Annotated in this window: 14 protein-coding genes; 3 read left to right on the top strand and 11 right to left on the bottom strand. The window is 63.9% G+C overall.

The window, feature by feature from the left end; translation table 11 throughout:
- Positions 1-66: 66 nt before the first annotated feature.
- From RW112_RS14285 to RW112_RS14300, 4 genes are all read right to left on the bottom strand, one after another.
- Entirely contained in the window at positions 67-1338 is a 1272-nt protein-coding gene (locus RW112_RS14285; RefSeq protein WP_317782410.1) for a molybdopterin molybdotransferase MoeA, read from the bottom strand.
- 12 nt (positions 1339-1350) lie between these two features.
- Positions 1351-2568 carry a formaldehyde dehydrogenase, glutathione-independent gene (gene fdhA / locus RW112_RS14290; RefSeq protein ID WP_317782411.1) on the bottom strand — a complete coding sequence of 406 codons (1218 nt, stop codon included), beginning with the start codon at positions 2566-2568 and terminating at the stop codon, positions 1351-1353.
- 417 nt (positions 2569-2985) lie between these two features.
- Positions 2986-5313 (bottom strand): FdhF/YdeP family oxidoreductase, encoded by a 2328-nt coding sequence (locus tag RW112_RS14295; RefSeq protein WP_317782412.1) that lies wholly within the window; start codon positions 5311-5313, stop codon positions 2986-2988.
- Between the two features lie 12 nt (positions 5314-5325).
- A complete protein-coding gene (locus RW112_RS14300; protein ID WP_317782413.1) occupies positions 5326-6198 on the bottom strand; it encodes a methylenetetrahydrofolate reductase in 873 nt (290 codons plus the stop codon).
- Positions 6199-6388: 190 nt separating this feature from the next.
- Here RW112_RS14300 and RW112_RS14305 point away from each other — a divergent pair, with 190 nt between their 5' ends.
- The gene (locus RW112_RS14305) at positions 6389-7066 is read left to right on the top strand and encodes a GntR family transcriptional regulator (RefSeq protein ID WP_317782648.1); all 678 of its coding nucleotides are present in this window, start codon (positions 6389-6391) and stop codon (positions 7064-7066) included.
- Here the strand turns inward: RW112_RS14305 and RW112_RS14310 are convergent.
- Genes RW112_RS14310 through purU form a run of 4 tightly spaced genes read right to left on the bottom strand, consistent with a single transcriptional unit; the run spans position 7063 to position 12049 of the window.
- The gene (locus RW112_RS14310; RefSeq protein ID WP_317782414.1) at positions 7063-7935 is read right to left on the bottom strand and encodes a bifunctional 5,10-methylenetetrahydrofolate dehydrogenase/5,10-methenyltetrahydrofolate cyclohydrolase; all 873 of its coding nucleotides are present in this window, start codon (positions 7933-7935) and stop codon (positions 7063-7065) included. The two genes, RW112_RS14305 and RW112_RS14310, sit on opposite strands and share 4 nt — an antisense overlap.
- Positions 7932-8558 carry a cyclodeaminase/cyclohydrolase family protein gene (locus tag RW112_RS14315; protein WP_317782415.1) on the bottom strand — a complete coding sequence of 209 codons (627 nt, stop codon included), beginning with the start codon at positions 8556-8558 and terminating at the stop codon, positions 7932-7934. Before RW112_RS14315 ends, RW112_RS14310 begins: the two co-directional genes overlap by 4 nt.
- A gap of 32 nt (positions 8559-8590) precedes the next feature.
- A complete protein-coding gene (locus RW112_RS14320) occupies positions 8591-11080 on the bottom strand; it encodes an FAD-dependent oxidoreductase (protein WP_317782416.1) in 2490 nt (829 codons plus the stop codon).
- A 54-nt stretch (positions 11081-11134) separates the two neighbouring features.
- Positions 11135-12049 carry a formyltetrahydrofolate deformylase gene (gene purU / locus RW112_RS14325; protein WP_317782417.1) on the bottom strand — a complete coding sequence of 305 codons (915 nt, stop codon included), beginning with the start codon at positions 12047-12049 and terminating at the stop codon, positions 11135-11137.
- A 121-nt stretch (positions 12050-12170) separates the two neighbouring features.
- Here purU and RW112_RS14330 point away from each other — a divergent pair, with 121 nt between their 5' ends.
- A complete protein-coding gene (locus RW112_RS14330; protein ID WP_317782418.1) occupies positions 12171-12851 on the top strand; it encodes a GntR family transcriptional regulator in 681 nt (226 codons plus the stop codon).
- A gap of 218 nt (positions 12852-13069) precedes the next feature.
- Here RW112_RS14330 and RW112_RS14335 read toward each other — a convergent pair whose 3' ends face one another.
- The 3 genes from RW112_RS14335 to RW112_RS14345 form a co-directional block, all read right to left on the bottom strand.
- A complete protein-coding gene (locus RW112_RS14335) occupies positions 13070-15010 on the bottom strand; it encodes a BCCT family transporter (protein ID WP_411709908.1) in 1941 nt (646 codons plus the stop codon).
- A 630-nt stretch (positions 15011-15640) separates the two neighbouring features.
- Positions 15641-16213 (bottom strand): GNAT family N-acetyltransferase, encoded by a 573-nt coding sequence (locus RW112_RS14340; protein WP_317782420.1) that lies wholly within the window; start codon positions 16211-16213, stop codon positions 15641-15643.
- Positions 16214-16266: 53 nt separating this feature from the next.
- A complete protein-coding gene (locus RW112_RS14345; protein ID WP_317782649.1) occupies positions 16267-17556 on the bottom strand; it encodes a LuxR C-terminal-related transcriptional regulator in 1290 nt (429 codons plus the stop codon).
- A gap of 185 nt (positions 17557-17741) precedes the next feature.
- On the opposite strand from RW112_RS14345, the gene hxlB reads away from it, so the two are divergent.
- Positions 17742-18344 (top strand): 6-phospho-3-hexuloisomerase, encoded by a 603-nt coding sequence (gene hxlB, locus RW112_RS14350; RefSeq protein WP_317782421.1) that lies wholly within the window; start codon positions 17742-17744, stop codon positions 18342-18344.
- Positions 18345-18381: the final 37 nt, after the last annotated feature.

Consider the following 18381-nt stretch of genomic DNA (forward strand, 5'->3'; position numbering starts at 1 on the left):
CGATGGTGGACAACAGCTTCGGGTGGCCGAGTCCGTCCGTTGTGAGTGCCATGCCTGCCAGGCACGTCACCGCAGGGAAGCTGCCAGGGCGGAGGAACTCCACGGCAAGGGCACGACAGGAACCCGCTCCCCCGAACAGACCCCGCGAGGGGGAACGGCCATGATGCAGTCTGCCCATGCCAGGCCTCGCATCATGCCCGGGCCCGTATGGGATGCGGGGAACGCCAGCCCATGGAGAATTCTTGCGGGAATGAGACGTGTCCGGCCCGCATCCGGTCCGATGTCATTGCCCGAGATAATGTGATCGACCGGGTGCAGCGGCCTGTTTCCAAGTGCGGCCAACAGCGGGGCCCCGATTGTTATGAGGGCCATCATGGCGGCCAACGGATTTCCGGGCAGTCCGACGACGAATCGACCGTCCGGGAGTTCGGCCAGCACGGCCGGGTGGCCGGGACGCATGGCGATACCGTCCAGCAGCACCTGCCCGCCGCAGGCGGTCACGGCAGTCCGGAAATGGTCCGTTCCGGACCGGCCTGTACCACCTGTGGTTATGATCACGTCCGCTCGTTGTCCGGAAGGTCCGGAAACATCTGCAAGGGCCGCAAGCCACTCTTCGTAGGAATCCCCGATCCTGAGGGGGCTGCCGGGAATTCCGCCCAACAGGGAAATAACGGTCCCCAACTGCGGACCGAAGGTGTCCCTGACCTCTCCCGGAGCGGGAACGCCCGACGTCACTACCTCGGAACCGGTGAGTACGACGGCGATCACCGGTTTGCCCTGGACCTGCACCTCGTCATGCCCTGCCACCGCCGCCAAGGCGACGTGGGCCGGGTTGAGGATGGTGCCGGCCGGGATGAGCACGTCACCGGCTCCGGCTTCTTCGCCTGCCGGACGTATGTGCTGACCCAGTTGCGGCTCGCCGTATTTCGCGTCGGCAGTGGGCGTGAGGAGGGCCTTGCCGGCCGGACCTTCGGAGACACGGCCGCTCTCCTTGCGGAGGATGGCCTCCGCACCGTCAGGTACAAGTCCGCCGGTGGCAATGACGCCGGCCTGGTCCGCGGAGAGCGCGTGTCCGGGTTCTGCAAGGATCCAGGGTCCGCTGCCGTTTACTGCCCAGCCGTCCATTGCGGAAGAGGCATAATGCGGAAGGTCTTGCAGCGCCGTCACATCCCGGGTCAGCGTGCGCCCGGATGCTGCCGCGAGGGGGAGGTTCACCGGCGGGAGGGGGCTGGCGCAATCGAAGGCCATTTGCCGGGCTTCGGGCCAGGCGGGAGACGGCGCGGGGACAGGCGGGTGCCGGGAAGCGTGAGCGCTGACGGCGGTGTCATGGGGGATCATCGATGCCGCCTTCTAGGCCTTGACGTAGCCGTTCGGGTTCAGCACGAACTTCGTTGCCGCTCCGGCGTCGAACTCGGCGTAGCCGCGGGGCGCATCCTCGAGCGGAATGGCCTTGGCATTTACTGCCTTGGCGATCTGGACCTTGTCATGCAGGATGGCCATCATCAGCTGGCGGTTGTAGGACATGACGGGGCACTGCCCGGTGGTGAAGGACAGGGACTTTGCCCATCCGGTGCCCAGTGACAGCGAGAGGGAGCCGTGCTTGGCTGCCTCGTCGATCCCGCCCGGGTCGCCGGTGACGTACAGGCCGGGGATGCCAAGGGCCCCACCCGCCGCAGTAATGTCCATGAGGGAATTCAGCACTGTGGCCGGGGCTTCATGGGATGCATCCCTGCCGTGGCCGCGGGCTTCGAATCCAACAGCGTCGACGCCGCAATCCACCTCGGGGACGCCCAGAATCTGCTCGATCTGGTCCTTCGGGTCTCCGTTGGAAACGTTCACCGTTTCGCACCCGAAGGAGCGGGCCTGCGCCAGGCGGTCTTCGTTCATGTCGCCGACAATCACGACGGCGGCGCCAAGCAACTGTGCGCCGACGGCGGCTGCCAGGCCCACCGGGCCGGCGCCGGCGATGTAAACGGTGGACCCGACGCCGGCTCCGGCGGTGACGGCGCCGTGGAAGCCGGTGGGGAAGATATCGGAGAGCATGGTCAGGTCCATGATCTTTTCCAGGGCCTGGTCGCGGTCCGGGAACCTGAGCAGGTTCCAGTCGGCGTAGGGGACCAGCACGTATTCTGCCTGGCCACCCACCCAGCCGCCCATGTCCACATAGCCGTAGGCGCTGCCCGGACGGTCCGGGTTGACGTTCAGGCAGATGCCGGTCTTTCGTTCCTTGCAGTTTCGGCAACGGCCACAGGAGATGTTGAAAGGTACCGAGACGATGTCTCCTACCTTGATGAACTCCACATCCGGACCAACTTCCACCACTTCGCCGGTGATTTCATGGCCGAGGACGAGGTCCTGGGGAGCGGTGGTGCGGCCGCGTACCATGTGCTGGTCCGAGCCGCAGATGTTGGTTGTTACCGTGCGAAGGATCGCACCGTGGGGTACTTTCCGGCCCACATTGGCTGGGTTGACGCCCGGCCCGTCCTTGAGTTCGAACGTCGGGTAGTCGGTATTGATGATTTCGACGACACCGGGTTCCTTGTAGGCGACGGCTCTGTTTCCTGACATGGACACTCCTTGGGCTGCGGGGGTGGTGCTGGGGTTTGGTGCCAGGCTTGCCGTGTTGGATTGCCTTGCACTGGTCCGGCAAGTTGCCGGCGCTGCCCCTTTGCCCGAGAGCGGTGCTTCGATGAGGATACCTCCCCAGGTGTCAGGCCACCGAAGCACCATTCACGGGAACGGGACAGCTCATCCTTTGTGAGGACGGAGGCTGTCACCGGGATGCCGTGCCAGCGGGCTCGGCATCCCGGTTCTGTTCAGCCCTGGGCGGCCGCGCCCGCGGAGGCTACGGTACGGGCTTGAGTGATATCAGACATTGTTTCTCCGTTGATCGTGTCTGTGGGTACTGATATTTTTAATCCCTCAGTAAAGATATATCAGTTACATCTCCTTTGGCAACGGTCGCTTCAGTCGTCAGGGCGGCGCTCACGCTTGGGCCCGCTCAAGCCGCACGATAACGGACTTGGAGGTCGGCGTGCCGCTGGTGTCGGCGACGGAATCAAGCGGCACGAGGACGTTGGTTTCGGGGTAGTAGGCCGCCGCGCAACCCTTGGGCGTCGAGTAGGACACGATGCGGAAGTTTTCGGCCCGCCGTTCGGTCCCCTGGAATTCAGAGATGAGGTGGACCATCTCGCCGTCAGCAAATCCCAGCTCAGTAATGTCGTCCGCGTTGACCATGACTACGCGGCGCCCGCCGTGGATGCCGCGGTAGCGATCATCCTTGCCGTAGATGGTGGTGTTGTACTGGTCATGGGAGCGCAGGGTCTGAAGGACCAGCCGACCCGCAGGGACCCTGATGAATTCCAGTTCGTTGCCTGTGAAGTGAGCCTTGCCCGAAGCAGTATCGAACTTCCTGGCGTCCCGGGGCGGGTGGGGAAGGACGAACCCGCCAGGGTTCCGGATCCGCTCCTCGAAGTTCTCAAAGCCGCTGAGGACCGCTTCGATATGTTTCCGGATGATGGAGTAGTCGTCCTTCATGGCGGGCCAGTCGGCTTTGGGGGTATTGGGCAGCGGGAGGTTGTCGCTGCCGGTGAAGATTTTGTGGGCGATGTTGCACACAATGGCCACCTCGGAGTGCAGGTGCTCGCTGGCGGGCTTCAGGCGTCCGCGGGAGGCATGGACTGCGCTCATGGAGTCCTCCACGGTTACCCTCTGGTCGCCGGTGCGCTGGGTGTCCTTCTCGGTGCGTCCGAGCGTCGGAAGAATCAGCGCACGACGACCCGTCGATACGTGGGAATGGTTCAGTTTCGTAGAGATCTGCACCGTCAGGCGGGTGTTGGCCAGCGCCTGTTCCGTGACCTCGGAATCCGGGGCCGCCCGCACGAAGTTTCCGCCCATGCCGATGAAGACGCGGACCTTGCCGTCCCGCATGGCGCGGATGGCGGCCACGGTGTCGAAGCCATGCGCCCTGGGGGACAGGAACTGGAACTCGTGATCAAGCCGGTCGTGGAAGCTCTCCGGCATCTTCTCGAAAATGCCCATGGTCCGGTCGCCCTGGACGTTGGAGTGGCCGCGGACGGGGCAGACACCGGCTCCGGGCTTGCCGATGTTGCCTTGGAGAAGCAGGACGTTGACCACGTCGCGGAGGGTGGGAACCGAGTGCTTGTGCTGGGTCAGGCCCATGGCCCAGCAGACGATGGTGGCGCTCGAGGCCAGCAGGCGCTCGCCAGTGGACTTGATCTGTTCCAGTGTCAGTCCGGTGGCTTCGACGATGTCGTCCCATTCGGCCTTTTCGAGGTACCGCAGGTATTCGTCGATGCCAACAGTGTGGTCCTTGATGAATTCATGGTCCAGCACGGTGGGGAGGCCGGGGGTCTTGCGCCCTTGCGCTTCGGCTTCGAGAAGGTACTTGCCGAGCCCCTGGAAGAGGGCCTGATCGCCGCCGGCGCGGATTTGGAGGAAGTCGTCAGTCAGCTGTGTGCCCACCACCATGCTGGAAATGTTCTGCGGATTCTCGAACCGCAGAAGCCCGGCCTCGGGAAGCGGGTTCACGGAGATGATGACGGCGCCGTTCTTCTTCGCCTTCTCCAGCGCGCTGAGCATGCGCGGGTGGTTGGTGCCGGGATTCTGGCCCGCCACGAAAATCAGCGACGCCGTCTCCAGGTCCGTGAGGCTGACGGAGCCTTTGCCGATGCCGATCGTTTCGACCAGGGCTGAGCCGGACGATTCGTGGCACATGTTGGAGCAGTCGGGCAGGTTGTTCGTCCCGATGCCCCGAACGAGGAGCTGGTAGGCGAAGGCTGCCTCGTTCGATGTCCGACCGGACGTGTAGAAAACCGACTGGTCGGGGTGCTCCATGTCCCTGATCTCTTGGGCGATGAGCTCATAAGCGTCGTCCCATTCGATGGGCTTGTAGTGGGTTGCGCCTTCTTCGAGGAGCATCGGATGCGTCAGCCGGCCCTGCTGGCCCAGCCAGTAGTCGTCCCGCGTTTTGAGGTCCGCAATGGAGTGCTTCGCGAAGAATTCAGGCGTGACGCGGCGGCGCGTGCCTTCTTCGGCCACCGCCTTGGCGCCGTTTTCGCAGAATTCGGCAGCATTGCGCTTTTCGTGCTCAGGCCAGGCGCAGCCCATGCAGTCAAAGCCGTCAACCTGGTTGACTGCCAGGAGTGTCTGGAGGCTGCGCAACGGGCCCATTTGCTCAAGGGAAATTTTCAACGCGTTTGCAACAGCCGGAAGGCCGACGGCAGTCGTTTTCGGCTTCGACAGGGTCAGCTTTGACTCATCGATATTCTCGCGGGGGGCTTTGGAGGCCATGCGATCTTCCCTTCAGATCTTGGCAGGAGATAGAGCCTGCGGGCGGTTGATGCCGGGTGTGGAGCGAGGCTCCAGCAGGGGAAGGCTGTCCAGAAGTCCCGGCAGCCGGTCGAAGTCGTTGAAGGTGTAGACGTGGAATCCCGCAAACAAGGGGTCGTTTGCCAGTTTTTGCTGCACTTCCCGGATGAGGCGGGCGCTGTCAAAATCCAGAACGTCGCCGCGTCGCCAGAGGGCTCCGGCCATGCCCGTTCCGCGCGCCAGTTTGAGTGATCGGCCCACTCCCAAGCGAGCGCCCATCGCGAGCAGTTTTTTCACGGAGACCGGACCGGGGACACCGACCCATACGGGGAGCCGGACCCCGCTGCGGCGGAGTGCCCCAAGATATTGGCTGATGGCATCGGCGGAGAAGCACATCTGCGTTACCAGGGAGGTGGCCATGGGCGCCTTGGCCTCCAGGCTGTTCCTCAGCTGCTCCGCGCTGAACTGCGGGTGGCCTTCCGGGTATCCGGCGACACCGACAGACAGTTCCGGGGCGAAGGCCCTTACCTCTTCCATGAGTTCGCCGCTCCAGGAGTAGGGGCCTGCAGGCGTGCGGCGGTCACCTGCCACGAGGAACAGTTCGTTGATGCCCTCATCGATCAGGCGCTGCAGCAGTGCGTGCAGTTCGGCTTGGCTGCCGATGCTGCGGGCGGCAAGGTGGGGGACCGGCCGGTAGCCGCGCCGCACAAGCTCGATCGAAGTTGCTACCGTCTTCTCGGGCCCGTGGTGCGGAAGGCACGTGACGCTTACTGTGCCTGGTGCCTCGAAGATGAGCGGAAGCCGGCTGAGCAGATCGGCAGAGGGAACAACTTCCAACCGCATTTGTGCGGCAGCTTCCGTGTTCATGGTTCTCCGTTCATTGGCAACCGTCCGGCTGCCCGGTTGCGGCAGTTGTCCGCAGCTGGAAGGGAAATGCTGACATTCCTGTTCCGATTTACTGATATATCAGTTCTAGGAATAGTATGTTCATGGAGCGGTTCGCGTCAAGGCTCCGGCACGCAGCGGAAGGGACCCGAAAGTGACACGCAGCGCCGAGATACCGGTTGAAACCGGGAATGCCGATGTACCCGCGCGCCAGGACGACGAGACATACGCCGACTATGCCTATCGGGTACTGTGCGACGAACTGATCGTCCTCGACATCAAACCCGGGGAACCGCTCAATGACGAGTCCCTTTCCCGACGGCTCGGAGTCGGCAGGACGCCCATCCGGGAAGCCATGAAGCGTCTTGAGAGTGACCATTTGGTGGTGGCCTACCCCCGCCGGGGGACGTTTGCCTCCAGCGTGGATATTACGGACCTGGCCGAGATTTCCGAGATACGGCAGCTCCTGGAACCTGCTGCATCAGCGCGTGCCGCCCGGGTGGCGTCGCCCCGGACGAAGCAGGAGTTGAGGGAGTTCGCCCGGGAAGTGGAGCAACTCCTGGCCGGCCGGCTGGCGCAACGGGACCTCATGCGGTTGGATATGCGGGTTCACCGGGCGATTTACCGGGCGGCGGGTAGCCGGCACCTGGAGGATGTCCTGATTCGCTACGACAACCTGGCGACCCGGATCTGGAGCCTCGTCCTGGAAAAGCTGCCTCCGGTCTCAGAGCACATTGCGCAGCACATCGAATTGCTTGAAATCATCGCGGACGGCGACCCGGAGGCGGCCGCCCGGCTGACCTCCAAGCACGTCACCGAATTTGAGAACCTGATCCGGGCCGTCCTCTAGCCCACGGGCAACCTGCCGGCCACTGACTGTTCACGCGCGGCCTCGGCAGTGTGCAGGATTAGCAAGGCTGTGGTCACTGACCCGACGCCCCCCGGGACCGGAGTCAGGGCCGCTGCAACTCCGCGGACGCTGTCCGCGTCCACATCTCCCACGAGGGAACCGTCCGCAAGGACGTTTGTGCCGACGTCGACTACCACCGCTCCGGGTGAAACCTGGCTGCCGGTCAGAAGTCCGGTCCGCCCGGCAGCGACAACCACGATGTCGGCAGCACGGGTGTACTTCTCCAACGGGCCCGACCTCGAATGGCAGACAGTGACGGCGGCGTCCCTTTCCAGAAGCAGAAGGGACAGCGGCTTTCCGACGACGGCGGACCGGCCCACCACGACGACGTTCCGGCCCGCCACCGGGATATCGTAGTGGTCAAGGATTTCAACGACAGCGCGGGCCGTAGCGGGAGCAAAGGCAGGCTGGCCCACTGCCAGCCTGCCAAGGCTCAACGGATTGGCTCCGTCGATGTCCTTCTCCGGGGCGATGTGACCCACCAGCTCATCCGTCCGGACATTGGGAGGCAGCGGGGTCTGCAGGATGATGCCATTGATTGCCGGTGCCGCGCTCAGGTCCGTCAGTACGCTGGCCAGGACTTGCTCTGTAGCGTCGTGTCCCAGGTCGATGATTCTGCAGCCGACACCAGCACGTTCTGCTGCCCGCTCGATCGACCGGACGTACCAGAGCGTGGACTCGTCGTCCGTTGCAACGACTACGGCCAGGGTAGGGCGCAGGCCGTCGTTTTCGAGTGCCCGGGCCTCGTCCGTGGCCCTCTCCTGGATGAGGCCGGCCAGCGGCTTGCCGGACAGCATTGCAGTGTTCAACTGAGGATCCTTTCGCGTACACGTGCCGTAAGGGAGTCCGCTGCCAGGACCACTTTGTCCTCGAGTCCGTCTGTTTGATGGGCCAGCAGCGTGCGTGCCTCCGGGTCCTTGATGGCCACCACGTTGATGTCGATGTTCACGCGGGCTGTGGTCGCAGCTGCCCGGGCGGCATCGGCGGCAGCTGCGACGTCGCTGATGACATTCGGGTTGGCAACGTCGAACAGTTCGGTAGCCAGGTCCACCACCGCACCGGCAACTTTTATGAGCTGCGCGGGAGTCTGCGCTGCGTGAACGAGGGCATCCCTAATGGCCGCTGCCCGTGCGGTTTTGAGTTCGTCCGTCCCGGCAGCGAGCTTGTAGGCATCGATGACGCCCTGGAATGCACGCTCGTCGGCGTCGGCGAGGCGCAGGGCTTCATCTATGAGCTCGTCAGCGGCCTGGATGATTCGCTCCACTGTTGCGGCGTGCTGCTCGAATTTAACGCCGGTAGTGTATCGGCCAACCATGGCGACGAGCGCGGCGCCCTGGGCGGCATGCAGGGCAGCAGCCGCACCTCCGCCGGGAGTGGGCTGGCGGGAGGCAAGCCTCGAGAGGTAGTCGCTAATTGTTTCTGAACTGATCATGGGTCTGTTCCTTGCTGGGGGCCTGCGGAATGTCAGCCGCGAAGCCTGGTCATGGTGGGGTCGTAAAGCGGATCCTCCGTGACGGTGGCTTGGATACGCCGGCCGAAGTACTCAATTTCCACGGAATCACCCAATGAGACTGCACTCGGCAGGTAGGCGTAGGCGATCGGCTTTGAAACGGTGTAGCCGTAGGCCGCGCTGGTGACATAGCCCACCGCCTGGTCCTTGTAGAACACCGGTTCCTTGCCCAGCACGATGCTGCGACCGTCGTCGACCGTGAGGCAGCGCAGGCGGCGTGCGGCATTCTCCTCGGTCCGGCCTTCCAGTGCTTCCTTGCCGACGAAGTTTTCCTTGGTCATCTTCACGGCGAAAGCCAGTCCCGCTTCCAGGGGATCGTGCTCCGTGGTCATATCAGTGCCCCACGAGCGGTAGCCCTTTTCCAGGCGGAGCGAACTGAACGCTGCCCGCCCTGCTGCGATGACTCCGAATGGCTGCCCGGCCTTCCACAGTGCATCCCACAGACGCTGGCCGTTGTCGGCGCTTGTGTACAGTTCCCAGCCCAGCTCTCCGACGTAGGACAGGCGCATGGCAGTGACCGGAACGCCGCCGATGACGACCTTCTTGGCACGGAAGTAGCGCAGGCCGTCGTTGGAGAAGTCGTCGCTGCTGACGGTGCTGACGAGGTCGCGTGCCAGTGGTCCCCAGAGGCCGATGCAGCATGTCCCGCCGGTGGTGTCGCGCACCTGGACCCAGTCGCTGGCGCTGCCATTTTCCGTCTGGTGCCGTGCGGCCCGCTCAAAGTAGGCGGTGTCGAGGTTTCCGTTGGCGCCGAGCTGGAAGGTGTCTTCGCTCAGCCGCGCCACCGTGATATCGCTGCGAATGCCGCCGGCATGGTCCAGCAGGAGGGTGTAGGTGACGGCTCCGGGCTTCTTGGACATGTCCGCGGTTGTCAGCTCCTGCAGCAGCTTGAGGGCGCCGGGGCCGGAAACCTCAAGGCGCTTGAGTGGAGTCATGTCATACATGGCCACCGCGGTGCGCGTCTTCCAGGCTTCGGCGGCGGCGATGGGCGAGCTGAACATCCCGGACCAGGCGTCGCGTGCCGGGGGCTGCCATTCCGCCGGCATCTCTTTGAGGAGATCCGCGTTGGTTTCGAACCAGTAGGGGCGCTCCCACCCGCCGCCCTCCAGGAAGAAACCGCCCAGCTGCTTGTGGCGGGCGTGGAAGGGGCTGACGCGCAGGTTCCTCGGCGAGAGCTTGGGCTGCAGCGGGTGCAGGACGTCGTAGATTTCCACGAAGTTTTGCTGGGACGTTTCGCTGACGTATTCGGGGGTCAGCTGGACTTCTTCGAAGCGGTGGATGTCGCATTCACCGAGGTCGATCTGCGACCTCCCCGTGGTCAGGAGTTCGGCGACGGCACGGGCCACGCCGGCCGAGTGGGTGACCCAGACGGCTTCGGCCACGAAGAACCCGTCGAGTTCCTTGGACTCGCCCACCAGGGGTCCGCCGTCGGGGGTGAAGGAGAAGATGCCGTTGAAACCGTCCTCAATTTCGCTTTCGTGCAGGGCCGGCAGCAGCTGCTTGGTGGCCTCCCACGCCGGGAGGAAGTCCTCCAGGGTGAAGTCGAGGCGCGAGGGCATGTTGTGTTCAGTGATGCTGTTGGGGTCGTAAGAGCCCAGTTCATCAAGGTCCACGGGCATGGGGCGGTGCGCGTAGGAACCTATGCCGTAGCGGTCGCCGTGCTCGCGGTAGTAAAGGTCCTGGTCCTGGTGCCGCAGGATCGGCAGGGAGGCATCGTTCAGTTCGTTGCGTCCCTTCTGCGCCGGCACCGGAGTGGTCTTCACGTACTGGTGGGCCAACGGCAGGAGCGGAACGGACATCCCGATCATCTCGCCGATCTTGGCGCCCCAGAAACCGGCACAGGAGACCACGATGTCGGCGGGGATGGTGCCTTCGGCCGTGTGGACGCCGGTGACCCGGTGGTCCGACTGTTCGATGCCCGTCACCGTCGTGTTGCCCAGGTACTTGACGCCTGCGGCTTCCGTGCGCTTGATCAGCAGCTGGACGGCGCGGGCGGCACGTGCCAGGCCGTCGCTGGGAACGTGTAGGCCGCCAAGGATGTCTTCCTCGTTCAGGAGGGGGTAGAGCTCCTTGCACTCGGCGCGGGAGAGGATCCTGCCTTCGATGCCCCACGCGGCGGCATAGCCGAGCTTCCGCTTCAGGTCTGCGAGGCGGGTTTCGGTGGTGGCGACTTCCAGGCCGCCGACCTGGTTGAAACAGCTGACGCCGTCCTCAGTCAGGGACAGGAGCTTCTCAACCGTGTACTTGGCGAAGGTTGCCATGGTCTTTGAAGGGTTCGTCTGGAAAACGAGGCCCGGGGCGTGGGACGTTGAGCCGCCGGGCATGTTCAGCGGTCCCTGATCCAGGACAGTGATGTTGTTCCAACCCCGGGTGACAAGTTCGTCGGCCAGATTGGTGCCGACGATTCCAGCTCCGATGATGACAATGCGTGGCGTCGATGCCATGTGGTTTCTCCTGCTGATGTTTCGTGCGTGGACTCTGCTGGTTTGCGGTTGTGGCTACCGGAACACCACGGTGCTGGTCTGGTCCAGCAGCACTCGGCGCTCGCAATGCCACCGCACAGCGCGGGACAGGGCCAGGGCTTCCGCATCCTGGCCGACGGTGGAGAGGGTGGTCGGGCCGTACGTGTGATCGACCCGGATGACTTCCTGCTCGATGATGGGACCCTCGTCAAGGTCCGCAGTCACGTAGTGCGCCGTGGCCCCCACGAGTTTGACTCCGCGATCGTAGGCCTGGTGGTAGGGGCGCGCACCCTTGAATCCGGGGAGGAAGGAATGGTGGATATTGATGGCCCGTCCCTCCAGGGCCCGGCAAAGGTCGTTGGAAAGCACCTGCATGTAGCGCGCCAGCACCACGAGGTCGATGTTGTGCTCGTCGATCAGGTCGAGCAGTTGACGCTCTGCGTCTGCCTTGGTCTCGGACGTCACGGGAATGTGGACGAACGGGAGGCCCGCGGCCTCCGCCATCGCCCGGTGGGTTTCGTGGTTGGAAACCACCAGAACGAGATCCCCGCCGAGGCTGCCGCCGCGCCAGCGGAAGATCAGGTCATTGAGGCAGTGGCCGAACTTGGACACCATGACGAGGACGCGTTGTTTGGTCTGGTCGTGGACCTCGAACTTCATCCCGAAACGGTCCGCGATCGGACGGAACTCTTCTTCGAGCTTGTCCCGGGAGTAGGCCGAGGAACGGGAGAACGCAGTGCGCAGGTGAAGTGTTTGTCGGAGGCCGTCGTCGAACTGCTGGTGCTCGTCGATGTTGAAACCCCGCTCAAACAGGAATGTGGTGACAGCCTGAACGATGCCAGCGCGTTCGCCGCACGACAGTGTGAGCACGAACTTCTGCGCGGGCTTGTCCGCTACTGCGAGGGACTGGGCCTGGGTGTTGGGAGCTAAGCCGGTATCAACGAGAGTCATAGTGCCTCCTTTAGATATATTCTTGTGATTGACACTGATATATTAGAATTCCCACCTAGCGTATACTGGTCATTGGGTGAGGTCAATAGCCGTAAATGGCGTGATGGAAGGGGTTGCTACCGTGGCATTTGAATCTTTGGCCTTTACGGATGCTGCGGCTGGAAAGTCCCTGGCGGACGTTGCGTACGCGAGCATCCGGGACCGGCTGCTGATGCTGGACATCAAGCCAGGCGACCTCCTCAATGATGAGGTCCTCTCCAAGGATCTGGGCGTGGGGCGGACGCCCGTGCGGGAAGCCCTCAAGCGCCTTGAGCTGGACCGACTCGTGGTCACCTACCCCCGTCGCGGAACTTTCGCCACCCGGGTCGAGGTGACCGACCTTGCTTTCATCTCTGAAATCCGCGCCCAGCTGGAGCCATTGGCGGCCGCCCGGGCCGCGCGCGTGGCTTCGCCGGGAACCAGGGCGCGGTTACGCAGCGTGATGGAGGAGGTTGAGGCCTTTGACGTGAGCGCGGCCTCGGTCGTCGAAACCCTGCGCCTCGACGCCAGCGTGCACCAAGGTATTTATGCGGCTGCTGCGAACCCCCACCTGGAAGACGTCCTCATTCGCTACGACAACCTTGCCACCCGGATCTGGTGCATGGTTTTGGACCGGCTTCCGGATCTCTCCCACCATGTCCGCGAGCACCTCGACCTCCTGCGTGCAGTCATTGACGGCGATGAGGCACGGGCTGCGGAGCTGGCGCGCGTTCACGTCAGCGGTTTCGAGCATGCTGTCCGCCAGGCCCTCTTTGCCGCCTAGCCTCCGGCAAAGGGCGGCAGGACGTCGATGACGTCGTCGTCCGCCCCGCCCCGCAGGAGGCCCGGGAGGTCGAACTCCTCGCGGGAAAACAAGCAGCTCATGATCTTTCCCTCGGTTCCTGATGCTGGGACATGTCTGTTTAGCCTTTGCTGGTGCGATAAAAAAGTTCTGTCCCCGGCGCCAAGGGGTTGCCGCCGGGGACAGAACTAGGGGATTAATTAGTTGAGGTTGGTCTTTGGCTTGGTATCGTCGCTGCCGGGCTTCCCGACAGTTGGGATACCGCCGGTTAGGGTCCCGCCGTGGCAGTCCGAGTCCGAGCATTTCTCGGCGCAATCGTGCCTGGTGACGAGGTCGAATTGGACGCCGCCATGCTGTTCCACACCGGTACGAATGGCCCGCTCCACCACGGAGGTGGCCAGGCGCCGGCGCAAGGACAGCGGGTCGCGTCGGAGGTCCTTAGCCAGGGCGAAGCACAACAGCAGCATGACCAGCACGAACGGCAGCGCGGCCACGATGGTAATCCGCTGCAGGCCGGACAAAGCCGCCGAGGGCTCATCGCCGCCGGCAAGGAGCATGACCGCCGCCACTGCACCTGTGAGCGTGCCCCAGAAAATGACCACTCCCCGCCGTGGCTCCTCGGCGCCGTTGGAGCTAAGCGATCCCATCACAATGGAGGCCGCATCGGCACCCGTGATGAAGAAGATCCCGACCAGGACCATCGCCAGGACGATGACCGCTGCTGTCAGCCAGTCCGGCATCGACAGGTTCTTGACCAGGTCGAAGAGTGCTCCGTCAAAATTGATGGACGGACTTCCGTCGACCATCGTTACCAGGCCCGGAGTGTTTGCCTTGTCGGCTTCCTCCTGGACACGGAACGCCGTGCCGCCGAAGATCGAGAACCAGATGACGCTGACGATGCTGGGGACGAGCAGGACGCCGGTGACGAACTGGCGGATGGTGCGGCCGCGGCTGATCCGGGCAATGAACAAGCCCACGAAGGGCGTCCAGGAAATCCACCAGGCCCAGTAGAAGATGGTCCAGCCGGACATCCAGGTGCGCAGGGCCTCGTCGCCGACGGCTTCCGTGCGGGAGGACATCTCGGCGAGGTCCCGGGCGTAGTCGCCAACCGCGGACGGGATGAGATTCAGGATGAACAGGGTGGGACCGGCAACGAACACGATGAGGGCGAGGACCACGGCCAGGACCATGTTGATGTTCGAGAGCCACTGGATGCCGCGGCTGATGCCTGAGACGGCGGAGGCGACGAAGCAGGACGTGAGGATCGCTACGATCACCACGAGCACCGGTGTCCCGATTTCCCCCACCCAGCCGTTCGATGTCATTCCGCTGCCGATCTGGAGGGCGCCCAGGCCCAGCGATGCGGCGGTGCCGAAGAGGGTGGCAAAGATGGCCAGGATGTTGATGAACTTGCCCACCGGTCCTTCCACCATCCTGATGCCGAACAGTGAGGTGAAGGCTGCCGAGATGAGTTGCTTGCGGCCCAGCCGGTAGGTTCCGTAGGCCATGGCGATTCCCACCACGGCGTACATGGCCCAGGGGTGCAGGGTCCAGTGGAAGATGGATGTTGCCATGGCGGTCTGAATGGCTGCGGGCGTGCGGCCGTCGACGGTTCCGGGCGGGGGAGCGACGTAGTGGTAGAGAGGTTCAGCGACGCCGTAGAACATGAGTCCAATACCCATTCCGGCCGCGAACATCATGGACACCCAGGAGACGGTTCGGAATTCCGGCTTCTCACCGTCCTTGCCCAAAGGGATGTTTCCGAACTTGCCGAGGGCCAGCCAGAGGACGAAAACAACGAAAAGGGAGGCCAGCACCATAAAGAGCCAACCGGTGTATTCCATCACCCAGTCGAGGGCGTCCTTGGAGGTGCTGGACAGGCTGTCCTTGCCGACAAAGCCCCAGATCACGAAAGCGATGGCAATGGCGCCTGTGATCCCGAAGGTGACCTTGTCGAGGGTTAGTTTCTGGTTCCGGCGTTTGGAGACGGCCTGCTCTGTTTTGCTCTGGCGAAGTTCCTCAAGGATTTGAGCGTATTCTTCTTCATCCGGCAGGCTTGCGGTTGTGCCGTCCTCTGGTTCGAGGACTGAGGGTGGAATTTCATCAGTTGAGATGCGGGTTGCTTCGCGGGAGCTATCCATGCTTTCAGCATCCGGGTTGTCGGGAGAATCCGCCGGACTGCTGTCGGTAGGAGCCTCGTTGGGTTTAGGGGATGTTACTTCACTATTAATAGCCATGAGCGGGTCCTTATCTCGGCGAGTCATGGGCTTGCGTTTAAACATGGCCTTCGGGAGCTAGACCGGGCGGAAGGTTGGGGGCTTCGTCCGATTCGATGACCATGATGTTGCCGTCGACGATCTTGACGTTGTGTGTGCGGACCGGCAGTTTGGCCGACGGAACACCAGCTCACCTTCGTCCGTGTGGAAGACGGCGATAGGCGGAGCGGTTTCGAGCCATAGTGCCTCCCCGGGAGCGGGTTCCCTGAGCGGGCAGGCCTTGTGCATGGTGCACCTCTTTAGAGTTCAGGGACTGGATTCGCAAACGGTCTACCTTAGGCTTCGGAGATTGTTCCGCAAGAGTCAACACAATTCGCGGTAAGCAACAGAGTGCGCTAGGTCACGCGCAAAGTCAAGGTATTTCGCATGTTCCGGCAGCACCTTGACACCGATCGCGGCATGCGTCACCCTGTTGCATATCGTGATGCTTGTTGCGTAAGGCGACGCTGAAGCCCTGGCGCCGAAGCTCGTGTCAGACGCGATCTTTCACAGATATCAACGCAGGAAACGGCGCATGACCACGCGGGGGAAGCCGTTGATCACGGAACCGGTGTCGGCGGCCTTGGCGAATCCCGCCTGTTCGAAGAGCGAGCGGGTACCCACATATGCCATGGTGAGGTCCACTTTCCTGCCCTGGTTGTCCACCGGGTAGCCCTCGATGGCAGGGGCGCCATAGCTTCGGGCGAACTCGACGGCGCCCTGCACCAGGAGGTGCGAGATGCCCTGGCCGCGGTGCCCGGGCCGGACGCGGATGCACCACACCGACCACACGTCGACATCGTCCACGTGGGGAATCTTGCGGTTGCGGGCAAAGCTGGTGTCGGCGCGCGGATGGACACCTGCCCAGCCCACCACGTCGTCGCCGTCATAGGCCAGCACGCCCGGTGGTGGATCCTGCCGGACCAGTTCCCTCACGAGGTCCCCGCGTGCCGGGCCGCGCAGTTCCACGTTCTGCTTTGAGGGGATCCGGTAGCTCAGGCACCAGCAGACGTTGGCCCCGGGGCTCTTGGGGCCAACCATCGTTTGCACATCCTCGAACTGCGTCGCCGGACGGATTTCGATTGCCATGCCGCCACCCTGTCACCGGCCGGTCGCCGGGGCAAGGGCGCAAAAAGGCCCGGCTAGCGCAGGCCGCTGCTGTGGGCCATGGCGATAGCTTCCGTGCGAGAGGATGCGCCAACCTTCCGGTAGATGTTGCGCAGATGGAACTTCACGGTGTTCTCGCTGATGTGCAGTTTCGCCGCGATGGCCCGGTTCCGCTGTCCCGCGGCCAGCAGCTGCAGCACCTCCAGTTCCCGCTCGGCGAGCTTCCAGCCTGAGACATCCGCCAGTGGGCCGGCCGGCCGGTCGAGGGGAATTGACACGGCCACGTCAGCTCCCCAGCCGGACATCACATCCACCGACATGCGGCCGTTGAGGGCCTCCACGCGCTGGCCCAGGCGGGCCATGTTCGGTGCGGCCGCGGACAGTTCGCCGGGGCCGTCGTCGCGGACGTTGACCAGGAGGCTCTCGCCGTCGCAATCCCATTGCGTACGGATCCGGCGGACTCCTGTCTGGTCCACCATGGCGAGCACCAGCCCGCGGACGATCGCCCGCGCAGCGTGGGCCACTTCGCCGGGCAGGGCGCGGCCGTTGACGGGAGGCTCGACGAACTGGACGTCGATCCCGCTGAAATTCATGAGCGGCTTCAGGTCCTCGCGGAGTCGCTGGAATGCGGTGGCGACGGGTTCCTCCACGAGTTCCGTGGTGCGGTCGTTGAGGGTGCGGAGTCCCACGAGTGCTTTTGCGGCGACATCGGTGGCGGACTTCCGCGCCGCGTCGTCGCTCAGTGCGGGCGACCGCAGCGCGGCCAGCAGGGTTTCGAGGGTGGTGGAGTGGTGGTCCACCAGTTCGGCGGTCACCCTGACCCGCTCGGCCGAGGCCGCGCGGGATTCAATGAGGTACGACGGCGGCGCATCAGCCACCTTTTCCCGGATCCGTTCGGCTGCGAGGGCCCACAGGTAGCGGAGCATCCCCTCTGCCGCCGCATGCTCCGCCGGATCCGGACGAGGCTGCGGGTCTGCGAACACCAGCAGCGCGTTGCTCGGCGAGGAAAGGGCCAGAACCGGGCGTTCCTCACCGCCAAGGACGGCGTCGCCCTGCCACGCCCCGCCCGGCGAAGCTCCGCCCTCAGGCAGGGCGGCGCGGATGTGGTCGAGTTCGGCGATGGATACCCGGCTGATGACGGCTTCGTCGCCGGCTTTCTTCTGGGGCCGGCCCGTGCAGTCCTCCGTGAAGATCACCAGCGCACTACTGCCCAGATACGGGTCAACGGCGTCCCGCAATCGCTGTGCAATGGTGGCCAGCGGCGCGGTGGACAACGCGGCTACCGCGCCGAGCAATGACTGCGCCTCCTCGACGGTCCGGGGCAAGCCGGGGTTGGGGATAACCAGGGCAGCATAGGTGTCGGAAGGTTTGCTCACCTGCCTATTCTACGGATTTCCTTCCCCATGCCTACCCTTTTGGGTAGGAAAGACCGTTCGATCATGGCGTTGGACCTACCCTGCAGGAGAGTCAGGATGGATATGTAACAACTCTCGTACAAGGAGTGGAGCCAATGAGCGTCATCACGGAAACCGATCGGGCCGCCCATGCCGATACATCCCGGGCCTTCATCCACAACCGGATTCTTGTCCAGGACGAAATCAGAGAAGTGTTCCAGCGCGTTGATCCGGCGCAGGTGGCGTCCCTTGTAACCGAACTGCGTCTGGCCGACAGGATCTTCGTGACGGGTGCCGGCCGAAGCGGCCTCGTCCTGAAAATGGCGGCCATGCGGCTGATGCACCTCGGGCTGACGGTGCACGTGGTCGGCGAGACAACCGCGCCGGCCATCCGCCCGGGCGACCTGTTACTGGCAGCCTCCGGCTCCGGTACCACTGCCGGCGTCGTCAAAGCGGCCGAAACCGCGGCCGGCCAGGGTGCCCGGGTGGCCGCCTACACCACCAACACCGGTTCCCCGCTCGCGGCGGTGGCTGCCGCCGTCGTACTCATCCCGGCTGCGCAAAAAACTGACCACGGCACCGCCGTCTCCCGGCAGTACTCGGGCAGCCTCTTCGAACAGGTGCTGTTCGCCACCACCGAAGCAGTCTTCCAAAGCCTCTGGGATGAGGACGCGGCCGCCCCGGAAGAACTCTGGGAACGCCACGCCAACCTCGAATAACCGCCGCCCGCCCAGATACCACCCAAACAACCCCAAG

It is taken from the genome of Arthrobacter sp. B10-11, assembly GCF_033142195.1.
In the GTDB taxonomy this organism is placed as follows: Bacteria; Actinomycetota; Actinomycetes; order Actinomycetales; family Micrococcaceae; genus Arthrobacter; species Arthrobacter oryzae_C.